Here is a 22,597-nt window from a genome sequence, read left to right on the forward strand (position 1 = left end):
TTTATTGCTCCATCACATACCTTTATTAAAATCTACCCGCTTCATGCAGTTCCCTTTTTCCATCCACCTTTTTAACAAGACCATCCCCTGGCATGTGGTGCTGGAACCGCTCGCTTTTTTTATCGCGTTCAGGTATTATCTCTACCTCAAAAAGAAAAAAGGCGATGCCATTGAAAGTGAACACCGGCTCTGGATACTGGTGGGCGCCACTTTCGGCGCAGTGTTGGGCAGCAGGATCATTGGCGGACTGGAAAATGTTCCCGCCATGCTGGCCGCTCCCAACAAACTCCTGTATTTCTACCAGAACAAAACCGTGCTGGGCGGATTTCTAGGTGGATTGCTGGGAACGGAAGCCATCAAAAAAGCGATTGGTGAAAAAAGAAGCAGCGGCGATCTTTTCGTATTCCCGATCCTGCTCGGGTTGATCATCGGCAGGATCGGGTGTTTTTCCATGGGCATCCACGAGGAAACCTACGGAATCCCTACCCGTTTTTTTACCGGTATGTACCTGGGTGACGGCCTCCTCCGGCACCCGGTTACCTTGTACGAGATTGTGTTCCTCATCTGTTTATGGGTACTGTTGGCAAGATGGTCCAAACATTATGTACTTGCAGAAGGACTTCTTTTCAAAATCTTCCTCATCAGCTACTGTATTTTCCGTTTCCTGCTGGACTTCATCAAACCACATTACAGTTGGGCGGGATTGTCGACCATTCAATGGGCATCACTCGCGGGAATAATTTATTATACCACGCTGTTCTTCACAGAAAAACACCTATTTTCCTTCTTCCGAAAACACCGGGTCCCTTATGCCTGAAAAAGATTATACCTACTACGATTTCACGATATCGCTTTGTACGAAGTGCCTGAAGAGAGTGGACGCCAAGATCATCTTCGAAAACGAACAGGTGTTTATGGTGAAAAGATGTCCTGAACATGGCATGGAAAAAGTATTGATCGCCACGGATATCCAGTATTATAAAAACACCCGCAACTACAACAAACCGAGCGAAGCGCCGCTGAAAACGAATACCAACACCCATTATGGATGCCCCTACGATTGCGGGTTGTGCCAGGACCACGAACAGCACAGTTGCCTTACCGTAATAGAGATCACCGACCGTTGCAACCTCACCTGCCCCACCTGCTACGCCATGAGCAGTCCACATTACGGAAGGCACCGTACTGTGGAAGAAGTGGAAGCCATGCTGGACACCATTGTGGCCAATGAAGGCACCCCGGATGTGGTGCAACTGAGTGGCGGTGAACCCACTTTGCATCCAGACTTCTTCCGCATTCTCGACATCGCCAAAACAAAACCCATCCGGCACCTGATGGTGAATACCAACGGCATCCGCATCGCCAACGATGAAGGCTTCGCAGAGCGACTAGCCACCTACATGCCCGATTTTGAACTGTACCTGCAATTTGATTCTTTCAAATCCGAAGCGCTTATCCAGCTCCGTGGCAAAGACCTTACGGATACCCGGAAGAAAGCACTGGAAAAACTCAACGCCCTCAACCTCTCCACCACACTGGTGGTGACCCTGCAACAAGGGCTGAACGACGATGAAGTGGGCGAGATCATTGATTTCGCGTTAAAACAGAAATGTGTGCGTGGTGTCACGTTTCAACCCGTGCAGGTAGCGGGAAGAAATGAAGATTTTGACCCGGCCAAACACCGTATTACCCTCACCGATGTGCGGAGAAAAATACTGGAACAAAGCCCCGTTTTTCAACCCAACGATATTGTGCCCGTTCCCTGTAACCCCGATGCCCTGGCAATGGGTTATGCCTTAAAACTCGGTGGTGAAGTATTCCCCCTCACCCGTTACATTGATCCGAGTATCCTGCTCAACAGCGCCAGGAACACGATCGTGTATGAACAGGACGAAAACCTGCATGAGCAGGTGATCCGCATTTTCAGCACCGGTGTAAGCGTGGATGCCGTAACAGAAGATATGCAGTCGCTCCTGTGTTGCCTTCCGCAGATACAGGCGCCGGGGTTGAGTTACGACAACCTGTTTCGTATCATTATCATGCGCTTCATCGACGCCTACGATTTCGATGTGCGCGCCATCAAAAAAAGCTGCGTGCACATCGTTCATAAAGACGGGCGCATTATCCCCTTTGAAACGATGAACCTGTTTTACAGGGATGAAAAGGAAGTATATTTGAAAAAACTGATTAATAGCTGACCATGAATGAAATAGCTATTCTTCTGCTGATATTGTTTCTTCCCCCGATAGTCACCATTATTAGCGGGTTGGTGCTTATTTTTTCGCCTCAGAAGCGGAAAAGCGTCAAAAGGATATTTCTCATCGCGGCCATTCTGCTGGGTATTGAACTCCTGATCGGCTTCGCCGTTTGCGGCAACATGAACTTCCATTGAAGCATGTTTTTGCCTTATTCCGCAAGTTCCGGGTATTCCATCTCCCCTTCTTACCCCATCTTTGCAGGGTAATTCCATTTCATGCCACAAGACCAATCGCATCACTATAACCGCATCGCTGAAGCCATCCATTATTTGGGGGAAAATTTCCGTTCCCAACCCGACCTGGAGGAGCTGGCTTCTAAAATGCACCTCAGTTCCTTCCATTTTCAGCGGATGTTCTCCGAATGGGCCGGCGTGAGTCCGAAAAAATTCCTGCAATACCTTAGTCTGGAACACGCTAAAGCTATGCTCCGGGAACGTGCCACGCTGATGGATACTGCTTTCGAAACGGGCCTTTCCGGCACGGGACGTTTACACGACCTGTTCATCCACATCGAAGGCATGACGCCCGGGGAATACAAGAACGGGGGTGCAGCGCTTTCCATGCAGTATTCCTTCGCTGAAACACAGTTCGGTCCGGTGATCATTGCCTCCACGCACAGGGGCGTTTGCTACATGGCTTTTTATGTTGAAGAAGCGGCCGCGTTGGAAGAACTGAAACGGAAATTCCCCGGAGCCGCACTCTCTAAAGCAACAGACGTGCACCAGCAGGAAGCATTGAAAGTTTTTTCCGGCGCTCCCGCACAAGTGAAACTCCACCTGAAAGGAACACCCTTTCAACTGAAAGTATGGGAAGCGCTCCTGAAAATCCCACCGGGGCAATTATCCAGCTACAATTTGCTGGCGCAGCAGATCGCCCACCACAAAGCATCCCGCGCGGTGGGATCCGCGGTCGGTGATAACCCGGTTGCTTATATTATCCCCTGCCACCGGGTGATCCAGTCTTCTGGTATTATCGGGCAATACCATTGGGGCAGCGTGCGCAAAGCCAGTATGATTGGCTGGGAGGCCGCACAGCATGCGCGGGAAGAAGAGGAAACGCCATAAGTTGGTTCGCAAATAAATTAAAGAAGAAAAACACGGAACACGACAAGTGCAAAACACCAAAGGCACCCGGGGAAAACAACGTCGGTGGCACCGCTGGTTCCTCCGCACCGAACCGCTGCAATACAACAGGCTCGCAGCTTACAACCGATTTTCCACCTAAAAACAGGAAATTCTGCCCAAAAAGATAAACACCTACACATGCAATGTATATTAACTGATATTTTAATGCGAAGACATAGCAACTATAAAGTCAGCACAAATACCGGACACCAATGAATCTTTTCACCCAACATACCATTCCCAACCTCCTGCCCTACGATGGCGAGACCGTTTACCACGGCATCATCCTAACCCCGGAGCAATGTAATTTCTTCCTCCGCAAAATGCTCCACGATATTGAATGGCGAAATGATGAGGCGGTCATATTCGGCAAACACATTGTGACCAAACGCAAAGTGGCCTGGTATGGCGATGAACGTTTTTCCTATACTTATTCCAACACCACCAAAGAAGCCCTTCCCTGGACGAAGGAGCTCCTGGAGCTGAAACAACGGGTGGAAACCGTTTCGGGCAACAGGTTCAACTCCTGCCTGCTCAACCTCTACCATTCCGGAGACGAGGGCATGGCCTGGCACAGCGATGATGAAAAAACGCTGGTAGCGGGTTCCAGCATCGCTTCACTGAGCCTGGGGGCGGAAAGGAAGTTCAGCATGAAGCACCGCCGCACCAACGAACAGGTTTCGCTGATGCTGGCTCCCGGTAGCTTGCTGGAAATGAAAGGCACCACGCAAACCCACTGGCTGCATTGCGTACCGAAAACGAAGAAGGTGGCGGAGGCCCGGGTGAACCTGACGTTTCGGAGTATGGGATAGTTGGTTTTGAGGATGTTTCGTTGATTTTCACGCGATTGCTTCCTGCTTCGTTCCTCGCAGTTCGCAACGCAAAGGAGCAATCGCGTGAAAAAAATCACCTCATCCGCAAGTCGTGCAACACACAAACGGCACTTCCGTCAGCGGCGATGTCCGCAGAATCCTGTAGTTCCCCAATTCGTTCCCCAGCGCCTGTTGCTGACGCTGCGCACGTTGCACCAGTGTTTGATACACCTGTGGTTGCTTTTGGGTGAGTTGTTCCACCTGGTTCATGGGCATACCGAGGTGTTCAAAAATACTCGTAATGTTCCCGAACACTTCCACTGCCAATACACTGAGTGGTGAATCCTGCGGTAAACCAAGTTGCGCGAGTAACATCGAGATTTCTTTGTTGTCCCATACCACTGTGGCTGTTTTCGGAATATCCTTGTAAGCGGCGATCTTCGCGCCTGCGGCGAGGGATGCCTGGGTGAACTTTTGTCCGGCATTCACCACGTTGGCTTCCACCACCGGTGCCAGGTCAATCTTATCTTTCAGTTGGTTGAATGCGTTCACCAATTTCGCGGATGTGGCGGCGTCGAGCCGGTTGATGCGGCCCTGGCGACGGGCACTGAGAATATGCGACACTTTTTTAGTAACCTCGGCATCCAGTTGCAGGGAGGCGATGGCATCATCGTCCATAAGGGAGAGGTTACTTACCAGTACGTTCGCTTTTTCGGCGGTATCCACCTGGTCTACGGTCCAGGCCGCCATGGTGAGGTTGGCGGCGGAGAGTCCGCCGGTTCTGCCCGGCCTTATCGGGTCAATAACGGGTTTGTTGAGGACCATCATTTTTTCATCGAGGAGAATATTCCGGTAGCCGTTTCCATCGGCTTGCCTTACCTGTGCGTACAGCAGACCGTGTAATTGTGTGCGCGGCGGGTTGGCGGTTACATTACGGCCTTTCCATACGGCTTTGGCATAAGGCGCGGTAAGGTAGAGCCTGTCTTTATCGCGGTTCACGTTGCACAACAGGTTCGGTGCCGGATGTTGCATGCCCGTAACGCGGAGTGGTCGTCCGAAACGGCCCTGGGCGGTGCTCCACAGGTGACCCTGCTCATCTTCCTGCGCGCTCCAGTGGCCGTGGCCGATGCGGAACTCGTAGGTAAAGAAGCCGAACAGCTCAGGACTTTCAGCATGTAGTCCGGGAGGGAGTGGCAGCAGGTAATGGATATCATCGTCGTCAGCGGCCTTTTCCATGGGTTGCATGGCGCTGAGGCCGGCCATATCATCGGTTTGGCCGGGTGTAATGGCGCGGATGTATTCGGGATCGATGGGCAATGGCGGTTCTTCCGGCACTTCCGTTATAATGCCGCCCTGGTTGTTGCTGATGAGTTGGTCAGGCGCATACGCCAATACGCGGCAGAACAAGGTATCGTGCGGATCTTTCACGGGTTCCTTCAGTTCCACCCAAAGGTATTTCTGCCGCGGCTCGGTGGTGCTGTATTTTTCGTTGGCACGATAGGGTGAGAAGGCGATGCCCACGCTGGCGATCTCCGGCACCTGGGATGGTGCGATGGTGGTGGGTAAACGCAGCGCTTCGGAAGGATGTTCCTGCGGTGCGCCATGCAGCGGACGGAACCTCGGGGTAAGCGTATATTGAACTTCTATTTCATCAGGGTAACGCAAGCCGCCTCCGGTACGTTGCAAGGAGGATTTCGGTTCAATCGCATCAATGAACACCAGCAAAGTATGTTCCCGGTTGATGTCTCCGAATTCATCTGTTTGAAGGCTTTCGAACGAAGCCGATCTTTTCATTTCAATATCACCCAGTACGGCGAGGTTTTCAGCTTCGCCATCCGCGTCACGGGCGAATTTTTTCCGGCGGCTGATCGTGAAGGCCACGTCTTCCAGGCCGTTCCAGGTCCAGTCCCGGTTGAGGCGGTGCACCACACAGCCGAGCCAGTGGTTGCAAAGATCACCTTTGGAAGAGAAGGTGATGCTGCCGTGATCGGGAGAGAGATGGTGCCTGATTCTGGGACTGCACCCGAATACCACGCGCTGTCCTTTTTTACCCATCAGGGTGAGTCCGTTGGAGCGCAGGCCCAGTTTCTGGGCGAAACGCTGTACAATATCGGGCATGCCGCCGTCCACCTCGCGGAGGAGGAAGAAGCTGGAGAACTTGCCCGTATTGAGGTAGGGCGGATCGGGCTGAAGATAGATGCCCTGCAGTTCAGGTACGTTGGGCTGGGGCAACAGCAGGTCTTCTTCGTTGGTGGATGCCTGGTGGAACCAGAATTGTGCAGTTTTACCGAAGCGTGTATCCCGTTCCGGATCACCGGGATGGATGAAGCCGAAATAGTTGCCATCGCCTTCACAAACGCCTCTAACGGTAACGCGTATCCTTCTGGCGGTGGGCAGCGGAATGTCGGTCATGGCATCGATGGCCGCTTTATCGAGATCGGGCCGGTTGAAGGGATCATCCGGATTTCCCGCGAGCAGAACGGGTGTATCGTGGAACACCACGGGCAGTTCCAGCTGGTCGTCGAAGCCTTCGGGGAAATTTCGGGTGGTGGTATACAGGGTGATGTAGTTTTCCCGTCCCGATTCGCTGAGCAGGTTGTCGAGTTTCAGCGTTTCAATCTCCACTTTTATTTCCACTTTGGTAACATCGGGATCGGCTATGCCGGGTACTTTGCTTTCGTCGGCGGTTTGTGTGGAAGCGATCAACAGGTCAACGGGGTTGAGTCCCGCGGCCTGGTATTTACCGGTGAACAATACAGCGGGGTAATTGAGCAGGGGTCGGCGGATGCGAAGCACAGGGTTGGGTATAGAAGGCGCATCTTCTTCCATACCGGTTTTGTTGAAGTAGGAAGAAAGCGCGGTGCGCAGCGGCTCCGGTTGTTCGATCCGGCAGAGATCGGGTTCGAGAAATCTTTTGAAATGGTGCTTCGCGGAAGGAGCAGGCGCATTGTTGAATACATCTTCTCCGATAGAAGGGCCGCCACCACTGATGTCCATCATCCTTACCCGGAAGCGGTAGCGGTTGCCGTAGCGGAGGTCGATACCCGCAGGAATTTCCGTGTAAGGCGTAGCCTCGTCCACGCTTTTAGGAGTTTGCTCTTTCAGCGACTTCATTGCTTCGGCGTGGCGGTTGATGCGCACGGCATCCACATCTTTCAATACCAGGCTTTTGCCGATCCAGTTGGTGAAGTACATGGGCAGCCAGTAGGGTGCGTTGGTGTTGTTGTCGAGTTGGGAAGGAAACACCTGGTAGGGCAGTTCGATGGGCTGGTTGGCATCGTTGCCCAGGTTTGCTCCTCCAATGGCGAGTGGTTGGTTGCTTTGCACCAGGTTCAGGCTTCCCCATCCGGCACCTTCTTCATCTTCGGCTACATCTATCCGGTAGCCGTAAACACCCATGGGCACATCGAGGCGCTTTCCGGGATCGAGGGGGTTAGCGCTGAGCTGGCGGAGGTACCATATCATGATCTGTTCATCGTCCCAGGCGAGGCGGATGCCGGTGTCGGACTGTGGTGCGGGACCGTCCTGTGTTTCGCTGAGGATGTTGTTGCTTACCTGCTGGCCGGCATGGACGATCTTCGCGAACCCGTCGTTGTATTCGTTCAGTTCGGCGAAGATCTTGTCCCATTCCGCTTTCGGGGGTTCCGGGTCAACCAGGGAGCCCTCCATGCGGTGCAGCACGGGGAAGAGTAGAGGAGCAAAAACAGGGCGCGGCTCACCTGTAGTGAGCGCTGGTATCCTGGCTGCATATCTCTTGATGAAGGGCCCCTGCGGGTCGTTTAATAACTGGTTTTGTATCTGGAGGTATTCATCGTTAATGATGTTCACGTAAACGAAGCCGCCTTTGGAGAGTAAACCCGGTTGCTGACTGATATCTATAGAAACGGAATAGATCATCCCGCAGGCGCGGGCCAGCATGGGCTGGCGAAGGATGTGGGCGAACACCTGTCCCCAACTCAGGTCATCGTTGTTTTTCCAGGTGGGATCTTTGGAGGTATCTTTTTTTAACGCGCAATGGTAGCTGTCGTCCAGCTTTGCATTGGGATGCCGTGGGGAAGTGAAGTTGAAGGCGTTCCTGTAGGTTTCCGGCAGGTATTTTTGTACGCTCTGGTTTTCCGGCAGGGGTGTATCGGGCGCTTTGTCTGTTTTGTCGGCGGAGCTGCCGTCCATATTTATTTTGGCGCCGAGTTCAGTTGCGATGCCTTGCAACAACTGGAACTTGTTGGTGGCATCGGTAACGGTCACCGGTATTTTAACGGGCACCTGTCCGGCAGCGGTGGCGTTGCCGATGGGCCATTCATCAAGACCGTTGGCCACGGCTATTTCAAACTGCGGTACCAGGTTGGCGAAAGCGGTTGCCGTGGGATGTGCCGCCAGCCCGGTATTGTAAGGAACGAACGGGTCCTGGTTGCGCGGGATCAGTACGATGTTGAGGGAGAGTATGTTCCCGTCGAATCCCTGGGGGAACACCATTGTTGAATATCTTCTTTTCGCTTCCATGCGATTTGTTTTTTAAATGTATGATTGAAGGGTATGGTGGATACTGCTTTTGAAAACGATTGCTGCTGCCATTGGCACAGGCGATGAAGTGCTTGCGACGCAACGAAGCCGCCATGCAATACAAAAGCCGGTATTACGCAAAAATTTGTTCATTACTAAGCTATTTGCCTGTCTTCCCCCCATGTTTTGGAGAAACTGATGTCGATGATGAGGAAGATGCTGATGTCGATGGCGAAAGTGACCTGTGCCGAACAATCGGTCACATCGTTTTGCCTTACGATGATGCCTTTGGCTTCGATGGTGATGGTTACGGCCACGATGCCGCCGAGCAGTGAGGCGTGGCCCCTGAAGCGCATCATGGCGGCCACCACCACTTTATCTTTATCGGCATACATCTGCACGCCCACCATGTAGCTCACGCTGGCGTTTCCAACCACGGGGAGGCTCACCACGATCTCGATGCCGAAGCCGAAATCGAGGGTGAGGCTGGGGCCTACTTTGGTATCGCAGGCGATCTTCACACCTACATTTCCGATGGCGAAGATGGAGCCGACGCCAACCGAAACGCACATCACTTTCAGTCCGCCTTTGAACTGGAGGAAAGCGCCAGCGGTGGGTAGTAACTGCGTGGGATCGGTGGTTACTTTGAGTGCGGCATTGAAGTACACACCCAGCGCCAGCGAGGCTTCCAGCTTCAGCGGCGTTTGGGCGCTGTTGTACAATTCATCTGTTGGCGGGAAACGCACCAGCGGGATTTCTTTGGTCGCTTCAAATTTGTATTCCCATATTTCGCCGCTGTTGCCCATGGCTATTTTCAGTCCTTTTTTCATGGCATCGGCATAGTTGCCGGAACTTAGGCTGGCGAGTACTTGCAGGATATCGATCACGGGTTGGAGCGCGTCGCTGAATTCAATTTCGGGCGTGGGTAGTCCTTCGGTGATGTCTCCGGGACCACCTTCATAACCGGTTTCTTTTCCTTTTTTGGAATCGAAATTTCCTTTGATGGTCATGAGGCGATCCATATCGCCGAGGTCCACTACCATGGCGAGGTTGTTGAGTCGGCTTTTCCATTGGTTCCCCATATCAGAGGCGAAAGATTCCACATCGAAGTTCAGGCGGCTGTCCACATAGTCTGCGGGCGGTACGTCCTTGCCTCCTGTTTTGTATTCAATGTAAATCCGGAGCGCTTCGGTATCCACCAGTGGTACTTCAAAGGAGGGCACATCAAACTTCATGGCTTTGTCCAGCACGCCGTTGGCGCCTTTCTGCAACAGGCTCATGCCCTGTTCTATCACGGCTTCTCCTGCTTTTACGGCTTCCACTTTCATGAGCTCCAGTACATTGGTGGCGCCATCCTGGAGATTGCTGGTAGTGAAGGCTTCGAACAGACTTTTATCCGGGTTCTTTCCATGGAACAAAGGCATGGCCTTTCCGAAATTGCTGATGGCATTGCCGATATTGGGGAAGATGCCGTTGCCCGTCATCAGGCGGTAAGCGTCGGCAAAGATGGGCGGCGTTTTGCTGAGGAGCATTTTTTTACCCAGGCCATACGCCGGTGTGAGAAACAGCGCTTTTTGCGTTCCGGTAGTTTGGAGGTAGCCGAAGTTGATGGTGTTGTTGGTGGCTTCGCGGATGATTTCCAATGGATGCGCGATGCGGAGGAGTTGTCCCGTAACCACGGCGGGATCGATCACCACATTCTTTTTCCATTTGCCTTTGCGGATCAGCGGAACGGAAGTATTGGAAGGAAGTGGGGTTACATCGCCGGTACCCGTGTTGTGTTGCACCATCGCCCAACTGCCGTCTTTGGGGAGTAATACCTGGCCGCGCACCGCCAGCACAAAGGCGGGATCGCCATTTTCGTTGATGGAAACGTTGGCATCGAAGCGGGTGGCTTTCATCTGCTGGTCGCTGTTGTTGATGTCGATCACACAGTCGATATCACCGCCAATCACGCCACCGTGCAGGTTCATCAGGTCCCGGAGTTGATTTGCGGTAAGTGGTTTACCTGCCGGAGCCACCTGCACGTAACCGAGAATTTTTTTAGACACCACACGTTTGTTCACGTGTCCCTGCACCACGTTTTCAATTTCAACATCGGCATCAAAATATACCGCGCCGCATTTTACGGGTTCTTCAATACCCGCGGCCGGGGCGGTCATTTCCATGCCTTTCACACCATTCACATAAGTGGTGCCACCCTGAATATTGTTCACCGCGATGTATTCGGCTACGGAAGGCGCGTCTTTGATGTTGCGGATGTTGAACAATCCTTTGATGACGCCGGGGTGGAACTCGAAGGGTTCGTTCTCCGTTTTAAAATCGCCGGGTTGCGGTGGAGGTGAATAAGGATCAACACCCAGTTTGAGGTAGCGGTAAGAGAAATCGAAGAGCCCGTCGCTTTCGGCTTTCCAGCCGCTGTCGGTCCGGTACACATAACCGGTACTTGTTCTGAAAACGGTAATGGTGCGTACCACACGGATGCCCCAGGGGTAGAGAATACTTTTCACCTGGATCACTTCGTGGCCCGTTCTGCCGAGCATCACATCGAACCGGGCCTGACTGGTTTGTGCCATGGCAGCGGTAGGACTGATCCATTTACTGAAGATACTGGCGCCGTAGCCGGTGAGGTCCATCCTGCTTACCGGTACGCCGCGGGAGTTTTCAAGTCCGGGCACACCAATTGGTGCGATGAGGAATTCGTTGTTGAAAATTTCCGACACCCTGTGCCCGAGGTTGCTGGCGCCGGAAGGTTGCCCCAGTGGTGTAAGCAGGTTATTGAGTTGAATGGTATAACCGGGGAACATGGGTTCGTCCTTCTCTTGTGGCGTGGGCACGGGTTTCCCGAAATCGCCCGCTTTCATTTTGAGCTGGATACCGCCTTCCAGTTTGTATGTGCCATCGCCGTTGCTGCGGAAGAGCGGGCGCAGGTTTTCGATATCCGGTTTAACGGGTTCAACAAAATTTTTAGAAATGAAACTGATGGCTTTTAAGCCGAATGGAAGCGTAATGGCGGCCACGGTAAAGTTCTTCGGATTCTCTTTAAAATCCTTTATCAGCGCATCGATAACGGGGATGGGAGCCAGCGCAACGAGGTCGGTGCTGTTGTTCCAGATGCGGGTAGCGCCGCCATCGTCAGGGAAGTACAGGGCACCGGCTTCGGGATCCATGGCCAGTTTGGGGGAATTGGGGTTGTTGGGATCGTCTCTGTCCGGGGGTGTTAAATTAATAACGGGCTCCCAGGCCATTTGCGGAAGGGTGAACGATTTCACAAGTGTGCCCGGCGATTTCACCTGCATACCTTCCACTACAAACGGGAAAGAGGGGTTGACGTTGGTAACGGCCTGTTCTCCTTCGGCCACGCCACGGATGTTGCCCGTTTTCACGAAAAGCAAATTGGCGTTCAGACTGATGCCCATCTGGTGGGCATTACTACTCACGTCAAGTAAGGAGAATGCATCTGCTTCGAGCCGGTTCCCAATTACATGGTCGTCCCAGAACGATTCGTAGGAATTGTCCTTTTGCGTGCGCAACCGGGCACCATTAAACACATCGCCGGAGGTGGCGGTTTGCAGTGTGATGTTTTCTTTGGGTTTATTGATTATTTCCGGGTCCAGCGGTTTGAAAACATCTCCGATGGGATGTTCCGTGATCTTATCCTTGATGAGATCGGCCACGTTCAGTTTGGAAACATTTTTAAACTGCGCCAGTCTTCCACCGGTATTCAGTTTTACCGTTTTCAGCAACGGGTTCACGGTAACCGCGGCGGGACGGAGCACCGCTGGATTAATGCGTACAGGCCTTCCCGTGAATACGGGCCGGAAGGGGCGATCCGGTTGTGCAGGTTGCACAGGCGGTGCGGGCTGAACGGGCTCCGGCACCGGCGTTGGGGTATCCGTTTCAGCGGCTGGCAATTCCAGCCAGCCGTGCGCGGGTGGTGTACCGAAATAAAAATCGGTATCCACCACATCACCTTCGGATCCGGCCGCGTAGCGAACGGTACAGATGAGTGTGGTATGCACCTGCGACATGCTTTGCATCATCGTGGCGCCAGCGGCCGTACCGGCTGTTCTTCCAGCGAAGAGTCTGCGCCAGCGCAGCAGGTCGCCCACGTAAGGATCCGGTAGAATGGGGAGATAACTTTGCAGGCCGAAGAGCAGGAAGAAGTTGGCACGCTGCACTTTTTTATATGTATTATCCAGTTCGCCGAAGAGCATGAAACCGGTAACGGGTGAAACGGTAAAAACGGCGTTTTCAAGCGCAATGGCGTGCCAGGTAATTTTGGGTTCTTTGTCTTCCGGTTTTTTGTTGTCCCAGAGTAAATTATCATCGAAGAGGTAAAACAGTCTTCTTGTTTTGTTGGCGCCCAGCACCAGCGCGGAAGCGCGGGAACGCACGGGGAAAGGTGTACTATCTACCTTCAATGGCCGGTCGGCCTGGATGTCTGCGTCGCAGAAAACGGTGAGCATTTCCTGGTTTTGTTCCGCGGAGACCGCGAGCATGAACGGTGATGCGTTGAGGAAAGAAAGTTCTGCCGTGGAAGCGGGCTTTTCTTTTTCCTGCCACAAAACAAGTTCGTGCCTGGCGCCCTGTGCTTCGGCTTTCAGGTCGAGCAGGGAGATCATAGAAGGCTCCGCATTGAGGAGCGGTTGCTGTAAACGGAGCTCTTCGTATTGCAATCCATTCCATTTTGCGCGCAACCCTTTTCCCAACTGCAGGATCACCGAACCGCCACTCTCTGCCGCAACGGGATTGGCCACTTCCAAGGTGGCTACGGGAAGTCCCCAGTACGTTTTTTCAATGGGCGCCGAACCTGAAATTTGCGCGAAATTACTTTTACAGGACTTCACTTCAAAGGTGGAGACATCCGCTTTCCAGGGCACCAGTATTTTGCTGATGCCTGCGTTGTATTCCAGTGTTATCGCGGCTTGTGTGGTATTGGTAAAAGAGATGGCTTGTCCGTAGAGGGTGCATTTTGCCGCCCCCAGGCCGGTAATGTCCACCTTCGCGTTCTGGTAAACGAAACTGAGTGTTGCGGGAAGCTGGTAGGTCGCGTTCCTGGCATCTTCTCCGTAAGGGGAACCATCTCCTGGAAAGGATTCCTGCGTATGGTCGATGGTAAGGGTGAACGTGAGTACCGAAGCGGGGTTCAGGGTTGCCTGGTTATTTTGTAATACGGGCAGTATAGAGGTTTTGATGCTGCCCGATTTTATTTTCAGTCCAACGAATTTGTCTGTGGGTGCTGAAGGAGAAAGTAACCGCGCGTTGATCCACAAACTGCCGGGATTCAATACATATTCATTCAGCAATGGTGGGGTTCCTCCACCTATCGGCACCAGTCTTCCCCGTACAGTGGTTTTGAAGAGCAGCACGGGAATACCGCTCATATACAGTGTTACCAGCTTTTCGATCCGGTACACATCTATCCATATTTCTCTTCCTTCCTGGTTCAGGAATGGCCCCAATGTTTCCGTGGGTTTGGCGCCCACGGCCCAGTCGGGAATACTGCCGGCCACTTCATATTGCCTTACCGGAACGCTTCGGATGAAGAAGCGGGTTTCGGGATCCTTGTTTTCTTCCAGGATTTTTTTTGAAATGGAAGAAATCTGTTTCAGGGTCTCCGTTCCAGCCTGTTTTCTGGCATACATATCGGAGCCTGAGAAAAGAAACCGCTCACCCGAATAGGGGATATCCCCTTTTACGACGGAGGCGGCGATGGCCCGTTGCGCCTTTTGCAGCAGCTCCTCCTGCCCCGGTTTTCCGGGTGCGATCTGCAGGGTGATGTTCTCGAGTAACCGTGTGAGTTGGTCCTGTGTCATAGCACGTTGATGTTTTAATGAGCATACGGGTTTACTGCGCGATGGAAGGTTGTTTCCAACACGTTCTTATTGCCTGTGAGGGAATAAGGTTTTTAAATGCTACACCTGGAACACGGCACCGGAAGAGGATTCCGGGCTTTCAATGGCACATCAGAAAAATTAACCTGCACGGTTCAGAGAATTTTCGTTTGGGGAGGATGAAGGTAGACGTTTTATGGATAGAAAAAAGAGGTGGGGGTGGTACATTTAGTGGTATTTTCTGTGGAAGATGGTTTCACGCGATTGCTTCCTGCTTCCTGCTTCGTTCCTCGCAGCCTCGCAGCCTCGCAGAGCGGTTGTAGATGTAGCTCGCTGGGGAATATTTTCTCGCGACGGCGCAAAGGCGCAACGTGGCTGTTTATGGGCGGGAGGCTTATTTTATAGGCCCGCTTTTCTTGTAGAAGTTAAGAAAAAGATATTTCGCTCTCGCACTGCTTCGTTCCTCGCAGGAGCGAAGGACTATTGTATTCTGAAATAGCTGGTAGGCGTTGTAAAACTTTTTTTAAAGGTTGCGGCTAATTAATTCTTCTCCTCTAAAATGTTTATTTGCGCTGCCAAAATGCAGGGCCGCTGACTGCAATTAAAAAAGAAGAATGCAAACCAAGCGCTAACGTTGCGCCTCCGCGCCTGCGAGGAACGAAGCAGTGCGAGAGACAAAAATTCCATTATACAAAACCTGCCCAAACCAACGCCTTGCGTCCTTGCTCCTTTGCGAGTTGCGAGGCTGCGAGGCTGCGAGGAACGAAGCAGGAAGCAATCGCGTGAAAACCCCAATTCCCTACAGCATGAATTGTTCTTATTCAAACGTATATTTAAAATGCACCAATGGCACTTATCGCCCTAAAACAAGCGAAAACACAGTGCCCATTGCCAGAGATTGCCAGTTTGACCATATTAATTCTGAAAAAATGAGCAAAAAATCACCGCTGAAACATTGTTTTATTTTAGCAAATATTTCATTTCTATTTGCAACTTCCCTGGTTGCGCAGCAACGAAATACACTCACGCTATGGTACGATAAACCCGCGAACAAGTGGGTGGAAGCGCTCCCCGTAGGAAACGGCCGTATGGGTGGAATGGTATTCGGTGGTGTGGAAGAAGAGTTGCTGCAACTGAACGAAAGCACGTTGTACAGCGGCGGCCCCGTTAAAACGAATGTGAACCCGCAGGCGCACACCTATCTTGCACAGATAAGAAAGGCATTGCTGGAAGAGGAGGATTATGGCAAAGCGGCGCAGCTCACCAAGAAGATGCAGGGGTATTATACGCAATCTTACATGCCCCTTGGCGACCTGGTGCTCCGGCAGCAACTGGATGGTGCAAAGCCTTCTTCTTATTACAGGGACCTTGATCTTACCAGCGCTGTGGCCACCACAAAGTTCACGGTGGATGGAACGGAATATACCCGTGAAGTGTTCGCCTCGGCTCCGGATAAGGTGCTGGTGGTGCGTCTCCGCGCCAATAAGAAAGCTGCGTTAACGATAGATGTTTCCGCTAAAAGTTTGCTTCGTTTTAAACTGGCTCCGGTTGGCACCAACGGACTTGCCCTATCCGGAAAGGCACCCGCGCATGTTGACCCTAATTATTATAATCCAAAGGGCAGGGAGCACGTCATCTATGAAGACACGACGGGTTGCAACGGCATGCGCTTCCATTGCCAGGTGAACGCTTTAACGAAAGATGGTTCCGTTTCAACAGACACCTCCGGTATTCATATTAAAAACGCCACTGAAATTGTATTGCTGGTATCCGCGGCCACCAGTTTCAACGGGTTCGATAAATGCCCCGACAAAGAAGGAAAGGATGAAAAAGCCCTGGCCAATGCCGCATTGCAGAAAGCAATGCTGAAGCCTTATACGCAGTTGTTGCAAGCCCATCGGGCAGATTACAAAAAATATTTCGATCGTGTTCATTTCAACCTGAAAGATACCAGCGGAAATACCACACAAAGCACTATTCCTTCCGATCAACGGCTGGAACGTTATTCCAAAGGAGCATACGACCCCGGTGTGGAAATGCTCTATTTTCAGTATGGCCGCTACCTGCTCATTTCTTCCAGTCGCCCGGGAGGTCCGCCCGCAAACCTGCAAGGACTTTGGAACAAAGAACTCCGTGCGCCCTGGAGTTCCAATTACACCATCAACATCAACACACAGATGAACTACTGGCCCGCGGAGGTCACCAATTTATCTGAAATGCACCAGCCACTGCTGGACTGGCTGAAAGATCTTTCCAAAACAGGCGCCGTTACCGCAAAAGAATTTTACCGGGCCAACGGATGGGTGGCGCACCACAACTCGGATATATGGGGACACTCAACCGCTGTGGGCGATGTAGGCGACGGAGATCCCGTTTGGGCCAATTGGTACATGGGCGGCAACTGGCTCAGCCAGCACCTTTGGGAGCGCTACGCGTTTACCAGGGATAAAAAATTTCTTGCGCAACATGCCTATCCCATCATGAAACAAGCGGCGGTGTTCACCCTCGACTGGCTCGTGGAAGACAAGAACGGCTACCTGGTAACCGCGCCCTCCACTTCGCCGGAAAATAACTTCAGGGATAAGAACGGGAAGGGACAATCCGTTTCTGTGGCCACAACAATGGATATGTCCATTATCTGGGACCTCTTCACCAATGTGATCGAAGCATCCGAAGCTTTGGGAACGGACGTTGAATTCAGGAATAAAATTACCGCCGCCAGGAAAAAACTGTTCCCGCTGCAAATCGGCAGTAAAGGGCAATTGTTGGAATGGTACAAAGATTTTGAAGAAACTGAACCCGAACACCGTCACGCTTCGCATTTGTTCGGCCTGCACCCCGGCAGACAACTTTCCCTGAACAACAATCCCGAATTTTTTAATGCCGCCAAAAGATCCCTGGAACTACGGGGTGATGAAGGCACCGGATGGGCCCGGGGCTGGAAAATCAACTGGTGGGCCAGGCTCCTGGATGGCGACCATGCCTACAAGCTGATCCGTAACCTGCTCAACTATTCCGGTCCCGACGGGAAAGGCGGAGGCGGAACATACCCCAACTTCTTTGATGCGCACCCCCCCTTCCAGATCGATGGCAACTTCGCGGGAACGGCTGGTATGGCTGAAATGCTGCTGCAAAGTCACCTGGGAGAACTGCACCTTTTGCCAGCGCTGCCCGAGGCCTGGTCTGAAGGAGAGATAAAAGGGCTGAAAGCCAGGGGAGGGTACGAGGTGGCGTTGCAATGGAAAGATAAGCAGTTGGCAAACGCTGTGATCATTGCTTCGCAAAACGGGAACTGCGTGGTGAAAACCAGTGTTCCGGTGCAGGTGAAAGGAACGATGCTTAAAAGTAAGAAGGAGAAAGATTATTATGTGGTGCGTTTTAAGGCGGAGAAAGGGAAGAAGTATGCGTTGGTGGCGGTGAAGTGATTTTTTCACGCAGCCTTCACCACCTCAACCGCTCCTTGCGTCCTTGCTCCCTTGCGTCTTGGCGTGAAAACATTCCGCAGCGTGAACTCAACTCCCCGTCCGTAAATCCCTTCCCCCATCTTCCTGCACAAAATACCTGAAAGTAAAATAGGGTGCGGGCCAGAACATATCGGTTACCACGGGAGGATTTCCTTTGTAGGCGTTGATCAGCTCCAGTTTGGCGTATTTACCCGTTGCCGTGCGCAATACAAAAGTCCTGTTCTTGATGGGTACCATAATATGGTTGTCCAGCGAATAATAGAACCAACCTCGGCCGTTCCCCGCATCCCATCCTATTTTAGAGAGATTGGCAGCCTGGAAGGCGGCATCATCCGGAGCCTCATGTACATCATTGTAGGGTTGTTCTATCGCTATAACGGCACCGAGGCCGGGTCCTTCAAAGCCGGGATTATTGGGGTTTGATCCATTGTTTACATATACTTCTGAATTGTACGGGCCCGTGAAGGCGATATCCCATTTCACCGATTTTTTTTCGCCATCCGCAATAGAAACTGCTGTATTGGTTTGAAAACTGAAATACAGGTTTCTGAAGGATGCGGCACCATTTTGCATGGAAGCGGACGTATCCCCTGCAAGGTCTTTTATAAAAACACTGTGCAGGTCATCCTGGTTGGTTACCGTTTCTTTTTTGCAGGAGAACAGTGTAAAAGAACAGCATAGCAAGGGGAAAATAAGTTTGTTCATGGGTGTTTTTCTTTTGAAAGGTTCAGTGAAAATCCCGCTAGTATCATTCTTCCGGGTTGAGCGGGCATTAAATAATCCGTGTGGTCGGTGATGTTGTCCACCACCAGTTTCAGGGTCAGTTTTTTACCGAGTTCTTTTTGAAAAGAGGCGTTGAATAAAGCATATCCGTTGATGAATACGTCATAGGGATCGATGAAGCCATTCACGTCCCTGTCGAGAAACCCGGCACGACTACGGTACATGCCACGCAGCGAAGCGGTGATTTTCCATGGTTGGAAGGTGTAGAAAAACTGAAGGCTCGCGGTGTGCCTGCTGCGGTTTGGAAGCCCAATATAATCGGAGGGCACCGCTTTTCTTGGTGGCACATCGCGTACCGTAGCGTTGCCGTTTTTTATAGAGTCGCGTAATATGGTTCTGTCCTTCGCGTACAACAATTGGTATCCTCCTGAAACCTGGAGGTTGGAATGTGGCTTCCAGGTAAACCCCATTTCTGTTCCCGCTGTATATGCCCTGGCGATGTTCAGGTAAGAAAATAGTTGTGCGCCGTTGGTTTTCACCCCCACCTGCTGTTCGCTGATGAGGTTGCGTATATTATTGTAAAACCCGTTTATGTTCAGTTCCAGTGTGGCCAAAGGACGCAGTTCAATACCAAGGTTCCAGGAAACGGAAGTCTCGGGTTTCAGTGGCGCTACTTTTCCAGCAAGGGGCCATACCTGTTGTACCATCCCGGCATCTTTTAATGTATGTATTCCTTCTTCAAAAACATGAGCGCCCACAACGGTATACCCTCGGATGATGTTGGTAAAAACCTGGTACATCTGTCTGTAAACCGGGGACCGGTATCCCCAACCCACGGATGGACGGATGCTCATCCACGCAAGAGGTTCATACTTTATCGCTGCGCTGGGGTTCATACTTCCGCCGAACAGGTTATTCCCATCGTAACGTGCACCCGCTATCCACGACAGGTTCGGTTTCAATCGCCCATTCAACTGCGCATATACAAAATAGTTGTACATGTTCCCATCTGTTCCGGCGGTGTTCGTCCTGGTGGCATTGTATTCCCCACCTGCCCCCGCCACTCCTTCCAGCGCATGGTTACTGCTTCTCCACGCCGATTGCAGTTCCAGCCGATGCACTTGCTCGTTAAATCTGGTGTTGGAAACGGAATGCCCCTGTTGAAGCAACGTGATGTCCTGTTTTGATTGATAAGTTGTAGCATAATATTTTACGGCCATCCTGGTTTGCTTATTGAAAGTATGGTTCAGCGCCAGCAAAGCGTTCCAGTCCTGTTCATCCAACCTATCCCGGTAAGGTGAAAGCCCATAATTACGGGTCATTTCCGATTGTCTTCCCGCATATCTTCCGGAGAAGATCAGTTCTGTTCTTTCAGAAAAATGATACCCTGCACGCAATTGGAAAGACGCATTGTTGTAAGGTGGCGCAGTTTGGCTTCCTTTTTCGAGATAGGGGTTCACATTGAAGCCATTGGTGCGGTAAAAATTCCCGGAGGCGTGGATGTTTCCTTTTTGCTGCAGAAAACCCGTTGCGCTTTCCACTGTGGCATCCCATGTATTGTAAGTACCGTGTAATACCGTAGTGGAAATGTAGGGATCAACGGCACTTTGCCTTGTGATGATATTGATGACGCCACCCAACGCTTCGCTTCCAAATAAACTGGATGAAGCGCCCTTAATGATTTCTATCCGTTCAATATCAGCCACACTGATCCGTGACAGATCGAGGTTCCCGTTGTTCCTTCCCGCCAACGGAACACCGTTGAGTAAAACACTGATGTATTCGGAAGAAAAACCCTGCATTTGTAAACCCGTTGCACGGTTTCCGGCCCCGAGATCACTCACAATGGCCAATCCCGCCTGTTCACGCAGCACCTCATCGAGGCGCCTGCTGCCCATCAGCCTGATCTTTTCTTTCCCGATCACGGTAACGGGCATGGGTATCTTCCTGGTATCTACCAGGTTTTCGGTTGGGCGCCAGGTTTTTGCAAAAACGGTCACAGAATCCAGCGACTGCTCTTTTTCCTGCGCCATGCCTTTCAGCGCAAAAAGCAACAGGAAAAACACGGGGCTTATATGTGGGTGTATATACTTCACATCCTCATTTTAACCAGCAAAATTGTCCCCTGTTCCAGATGCGCCGGGGAGAATAACTTATCCTAAACGGAAATTCATTTTCATGAAACCTTGATAGAACGGTGATTTTCCCGATCTCGAAAATCAAATTCCCAAACACGGAAGCAACAGGTACACGAATGGACTAATATTGTTGCTGGCTTATTACAATTCCATGACAAAACGAACAGCTATTGAAACCTTATTCCGGCGATACTATTTCTTGTTCCTTTGATATTTACGGCAACGGTAGCGAAGAGATCCGTGAACGGAAGAAAGTGATGGATGGGCCGATGCACAAAGGATTCTCTTATGAACTGGGTACGCCCGATGGCATCAACTTTGGTTATTACAATGTGTTTTCAAAGGAATCCGGTAAGGTACAGATAGAGAACCGGCATCCCTTCTTCCAGATCAGTTACGTGGTGCGCGGCAGTAAGACCTACGGCACCGGCAGTAATAATACCTTGCTCGCACGCATGGCACAACAACAATACAATTATCTTTTTCTCCCTCAGGATGCCTTCCAACTGAATTGGCCCTCCAACGAGCAGGTAGAACTATTCGAACTGGGCATGAGCCCTGAAGTGTTCTCGCGCATGTTGCCTGAAAATCATCCGTTGTACGAAGGATATATGGGTAGCATGAAAAACATGATTCCTGCATCTATCAGTCAGACGAACCTCCCTTTGCTTCCCCGGTTCAGCGCTATTCTGTATGATATGCTGAATTGTCCGTTGGAGAACCGGTACAAACAATTGTATGTTCGTTCCAAAGCCACGGAGTTGTTGCTTTTCCAATTGGAGCAATACGAAAACTTCAGTGAAGCCGCATCTTCGCAAACGAAAGAGCTGAAAAAAGAAGAAGTGGAGCGCATGTACCTCGCGCGGGAGATCATATTGACCAACCTCAACAGTCCGTGCTCACTCATTGACCTCGCACACCAGGTAGGCACGAATGAGGCTTACCTGAAAAGTCATTTTAAAAAGCTATTCGGCACTACGGTATTCGGTTTTGTGCACCAGCTTAAAATGGAACAGGCGCGGGAACTGCTGCTGAACGGAAAAAATGTGTCCGAAGTGGCGTACATAACAGGCTACAAGTACATTCCCAATTTTACAAAGGCTTTTAAAAAATATTTCGGCGTGGCCCCCACCCGGTTAAAAGGGTGAGTGATTATTTAAATACCCAATAACCGAGTGCGAGCCATATCAGGCCCTTCACGAGGAAAAAAAGAAATCCCCAGAAGCCGAGTTTTTTTACCCAGCGGATGATTTTTGCTTTGCGGGATGTGTTGGTGGTGTTCATGTTTCAGTAGTTACAAGTTAAGATTTTTTTCGCGTGGTGTTGCAGGGTGGGTTGCTTTAGATTAGGTGATTTTGATCTTGGGGCACAGGGCTGGTTTTTTCCGGAACAATGGGGTATACTTTTCACGCACTGCTTCGTGCCTCGCAGACACAAGGCGTTTTTTTGTCTGAAATATTTTTTGCTTTTTCTCGCAAAGGCGCAAGGGCGCGAAGCGTTGTTTGAGTTCGGGATGGCTTTTGTTTTTTTCTCGCAACGACGCCACGACGCAACGTGTGGATCTTGTTGAGAGAATTTTGATGCAGCGAGCGCAGCTCGTTCATTTTTAGCAGGGCCAAGCCTGCCATTCACGTTGCGTCGTGGCGTCGTTGCGTGAAATGAAAAAACTTCATCCAAAAAGAAGCTCCGCCAACCAATTAGCGCCTCGCGTCTGCGAACTGCGAGGAACGAAGCAGGAAGC

12 protein-coding genes are annotated in these 22,597 nt (G+C 51.3%); 7 read left to right on the top strand and 5 right to left on the bottom strand.

Features of this window, described 5'->3' with window-relative positions:
* Positions 1-43: 43 nt before the first annotated feature.
* The 5 genes from M4J38_RS05665 (at position 44) to M4J38_RS05685 (ending at position 4,194) form a co-directional block, all read left to right on the top strand.
* Positions 44-817 (top strand): prolipoprotein diacylglyceryl transferase, encoded by a 774-nt coding sequence (locus M4J38_RS05665; RefSeq protein WP_251758565.1) that lies wholly within the window; start codon positions 44-46, stop codon positions 815-817.
* Positions 810-2,198, top strand: coding sequence for a radical SAM protein (locus tag M4J38_RS05670; protein ID WP_251758566.1), 1,389 nt, complete (start codon positions 810-812; stop codon positions 2,196-2,198). The genes M4J38_RS05665 and M4J38_RS05670 overlap by 8 nt, the downstream gene beginning before the upstream one ends.
* A gap of 2 nt (positions 2,199-2,200) precedes the next feature.
* Positions 2,201-2,392 (top strand): hypothetical protein, encoded by a 192-nt coding sequence (locus M4J38_RS05675; protein WP_251758567.1) that lies wholly within the window; start codon positions 2,201-2,203, stop codon positions 2,390-2,392.
* An 81-nt stretch (positions 2,393-2,473) separates the two neighbouring features.
* Positions 2,474-3,322 (top strand): methylated-DNA--[protein]-cysteine S-methyltransferase, encoded by an 849-nt coding sequence (locus M4J38_RS05680; protein ID WP_251758568.1) that lies wholly within the window; start codon positions 2,474-2,476, stop codon positions 3,320-3,322.
* A gap of 272 nt (positions 3,323-3,594) precedes the next feature.
* Entirely contained in the window at positions 3,595-4,194 is a 600-nt protein-coding gene (locus M4J38_RS05685; RefSeq protein ID WP_251758569.1) for an alpha-ketoglutarate-dependent dioxygenase AlkB, read from the top strand.
* A 99-nt stretch (positions 4,195-4,293) separates the two neighbouring features.
* On the opposite strand, the gene M4J38_RS05690 is transcribed toward M4J38_RS05685, so the two are convergent.
* Together M4J38_RS05690 and M4J38_RS05695 are read right to left on the bottom strand one after the other, a co-directional pair.
* On the bottom strand, positions 4,294-8,694 hold the full coding sequence (locus M4J38_RS05690) for a hypothetical protein (RefSeq protein ID WP_251758570.1): 4,401 nt from the start codon (positions 8,692-8,694) through the stop codon (positions 4,294-4,296).
* A 155-nt stretch (positions 8,695-8,849) separates the two neighbouring features.
* Positions 8,850-14,513, bottom strand: a complete 5,664-nt coding sequence (locus M4J38_RS05695; RefSeq protein ID WP_251758571.1) for a hypothetical protein — start codon at positions 14,511-14,513, stop codon at positions 8,850-8,852.
* 947 nt (positions 14,514-15,460) lie between these two features.
* On the opposite strand from M4J38_RS05695, the gene M4J38_RS05700 reads away from it, so the two are divergent.
* Positions 15,461-17,956 carry a glycoside hydrolase N-terminal domain-containing protein gene (locus M4J38_RS05700; RefSeq protein ID WP_251758572.1) on the top strand — a complete coding sequence of 832 codons (2,496 nt, stop codon included), beginning with the start codon at positions 15,461-15,463 and terminating at the stop codon, positions 17,954-17,956.
* 87 nt (positions 17,957-18,043) lie between these two features.
* Here the strand turns inward: M4J38_RS05700 and M4J38_RS05705 are convergent, their stop codons facing one another.
* Entirely contained in the window at positions 18,044-18,700 is a 657-nt protein-coding gene (locus M4J38_RS05705; RefSeq protein ID WP_251758573.1) for an HmuY family protein, read from the bottom strand.
* Complete coding sequence (locus M4J38_RS05710; protein ID WP_251758574.1) at positions 18,697-20,814, bottom strand: TonB-dependent siderophore receptor; 2,118 nt, start codon at positions 20,812-20,814, stop codon at positions 18,697-18,699. The genes M4J38_RS05705 and M4J38_RS05710 overlap by 4 nt, the downstream gene beginning before the upstream one ends.
* 212 nt (positions 20,815-21,026) lie before the next feature.
* Here M4J38_RS05710 and M4J38_RS05715 point away from each other — a divergent pair, with 212 nt between their 5' ends.
* Positions 21,027-22,004, top strand: coding sequence for an AraC family transcriptional regulator (locus tag M4J38_RS05715; protein ID WP_251758575.1), 978 nt, complete (start codon positions 21,027-21,029; stop codon positions 22,002-22,004).
* 4 nt (positions 22,005-22,008) lie between these two features.
* Here M4J38_RS05715 and M4J38_RS05720 read toward each other — a convergent pair whose 3' ends face one another.
* Positions 22,009-22,140: an alanyl-tRNA synthetase gene (locus tag M4J38_RS05720; RefSeq protein ID WP_251758576.1), complete on the bottom strand. Its 132-nt coding sequence runs from the start codon at positions 22,138-22,140 to the stop codon at positions 22,009-22,011.
* Positions 22,141-22,597: the final 457 nt, after the last annotated feature.

The organism is Parasegetibacter sp. NRK P23 (assembly GCF_023721715.1).
GTDB lineage: Bacteria > Bacteroidota > Bacteroidia > Chitinophagales > Chitinophagaceae > Parasegetibacter.

Excerpts from the sequence above, each read along its gene's own strand:
- M4J38_RS05665 (WP_251758565.1), top strand. The coding sequence starts at position 44 with ATGCAGTTCCCTTTTTCCATCCACCTTTTTAACAAGACCATCCCCTGG.
- M4J38_RS05670 (WP_251758566.1), top strand. The coding sequence starts at position 810 with ATGCCTGAAAAAGATTATACCTACTACGATTTCACGATATCGCTTTGT.
- M4J38_RS05675 (WP_251758567.1), top strand. The coding sequence starts at position 2,201 with ATGAATGAAATAGCTATTCTTCTGCTGATATTGTTTCTTCCCCCGATA.
- M4J38_RS05680 (WP_251758568.1), top strand. The coding sequence starts at position 2,474 with ATGCCACAAGACCAATCGCATCACTATAACCGCATCGCTGAAGCCATC.
- M4J38_RS05685 (WP_251758569.1), top strand. The coding sequence starts at position 3,595 with ATGAATCTTTTCACCCAACATACCATTCCCAACCTCCTGCCCTACGAT.
- M4J38_RS05690 (WP_251758570.1), bottom strand. The coding sequence starts at position 8,694 with ATGGAAGCGAAAAGAAGATATTCAACAATGGTGTTCCCCCAGGGATTC.
- M4J38_RS05695 (WP_251758571.1), bottom strand. The coding sequence starts at position 14,513 with ATGACACAGGACCAACTCACACGGTTACTCGAGAACATCACCCTGCAG.
- M4J38_RS05700 (WP_251758572.1), top strand. The coding sequence starts at position 15,461 with ATGAGCAAAAAATCACCGCTGAAACATTGTTTTATTTTAGCAAATATT.
- M4J38_RS05705 (WP_251758573.1), bottom strand. The coding sequence starts at position 18,700 with ATGAACAAACTTATTTTCCCCTTGCTATGCTGTTCTTTTACACTGTTC.
- M4J38_RS05720 (WP_251758576.1), bottom strand. The coding sequence starts at position 22,140 with ATGAACACCACCAACACATCCCGCAAAGCAAAAATCATCCGCTGGGTA.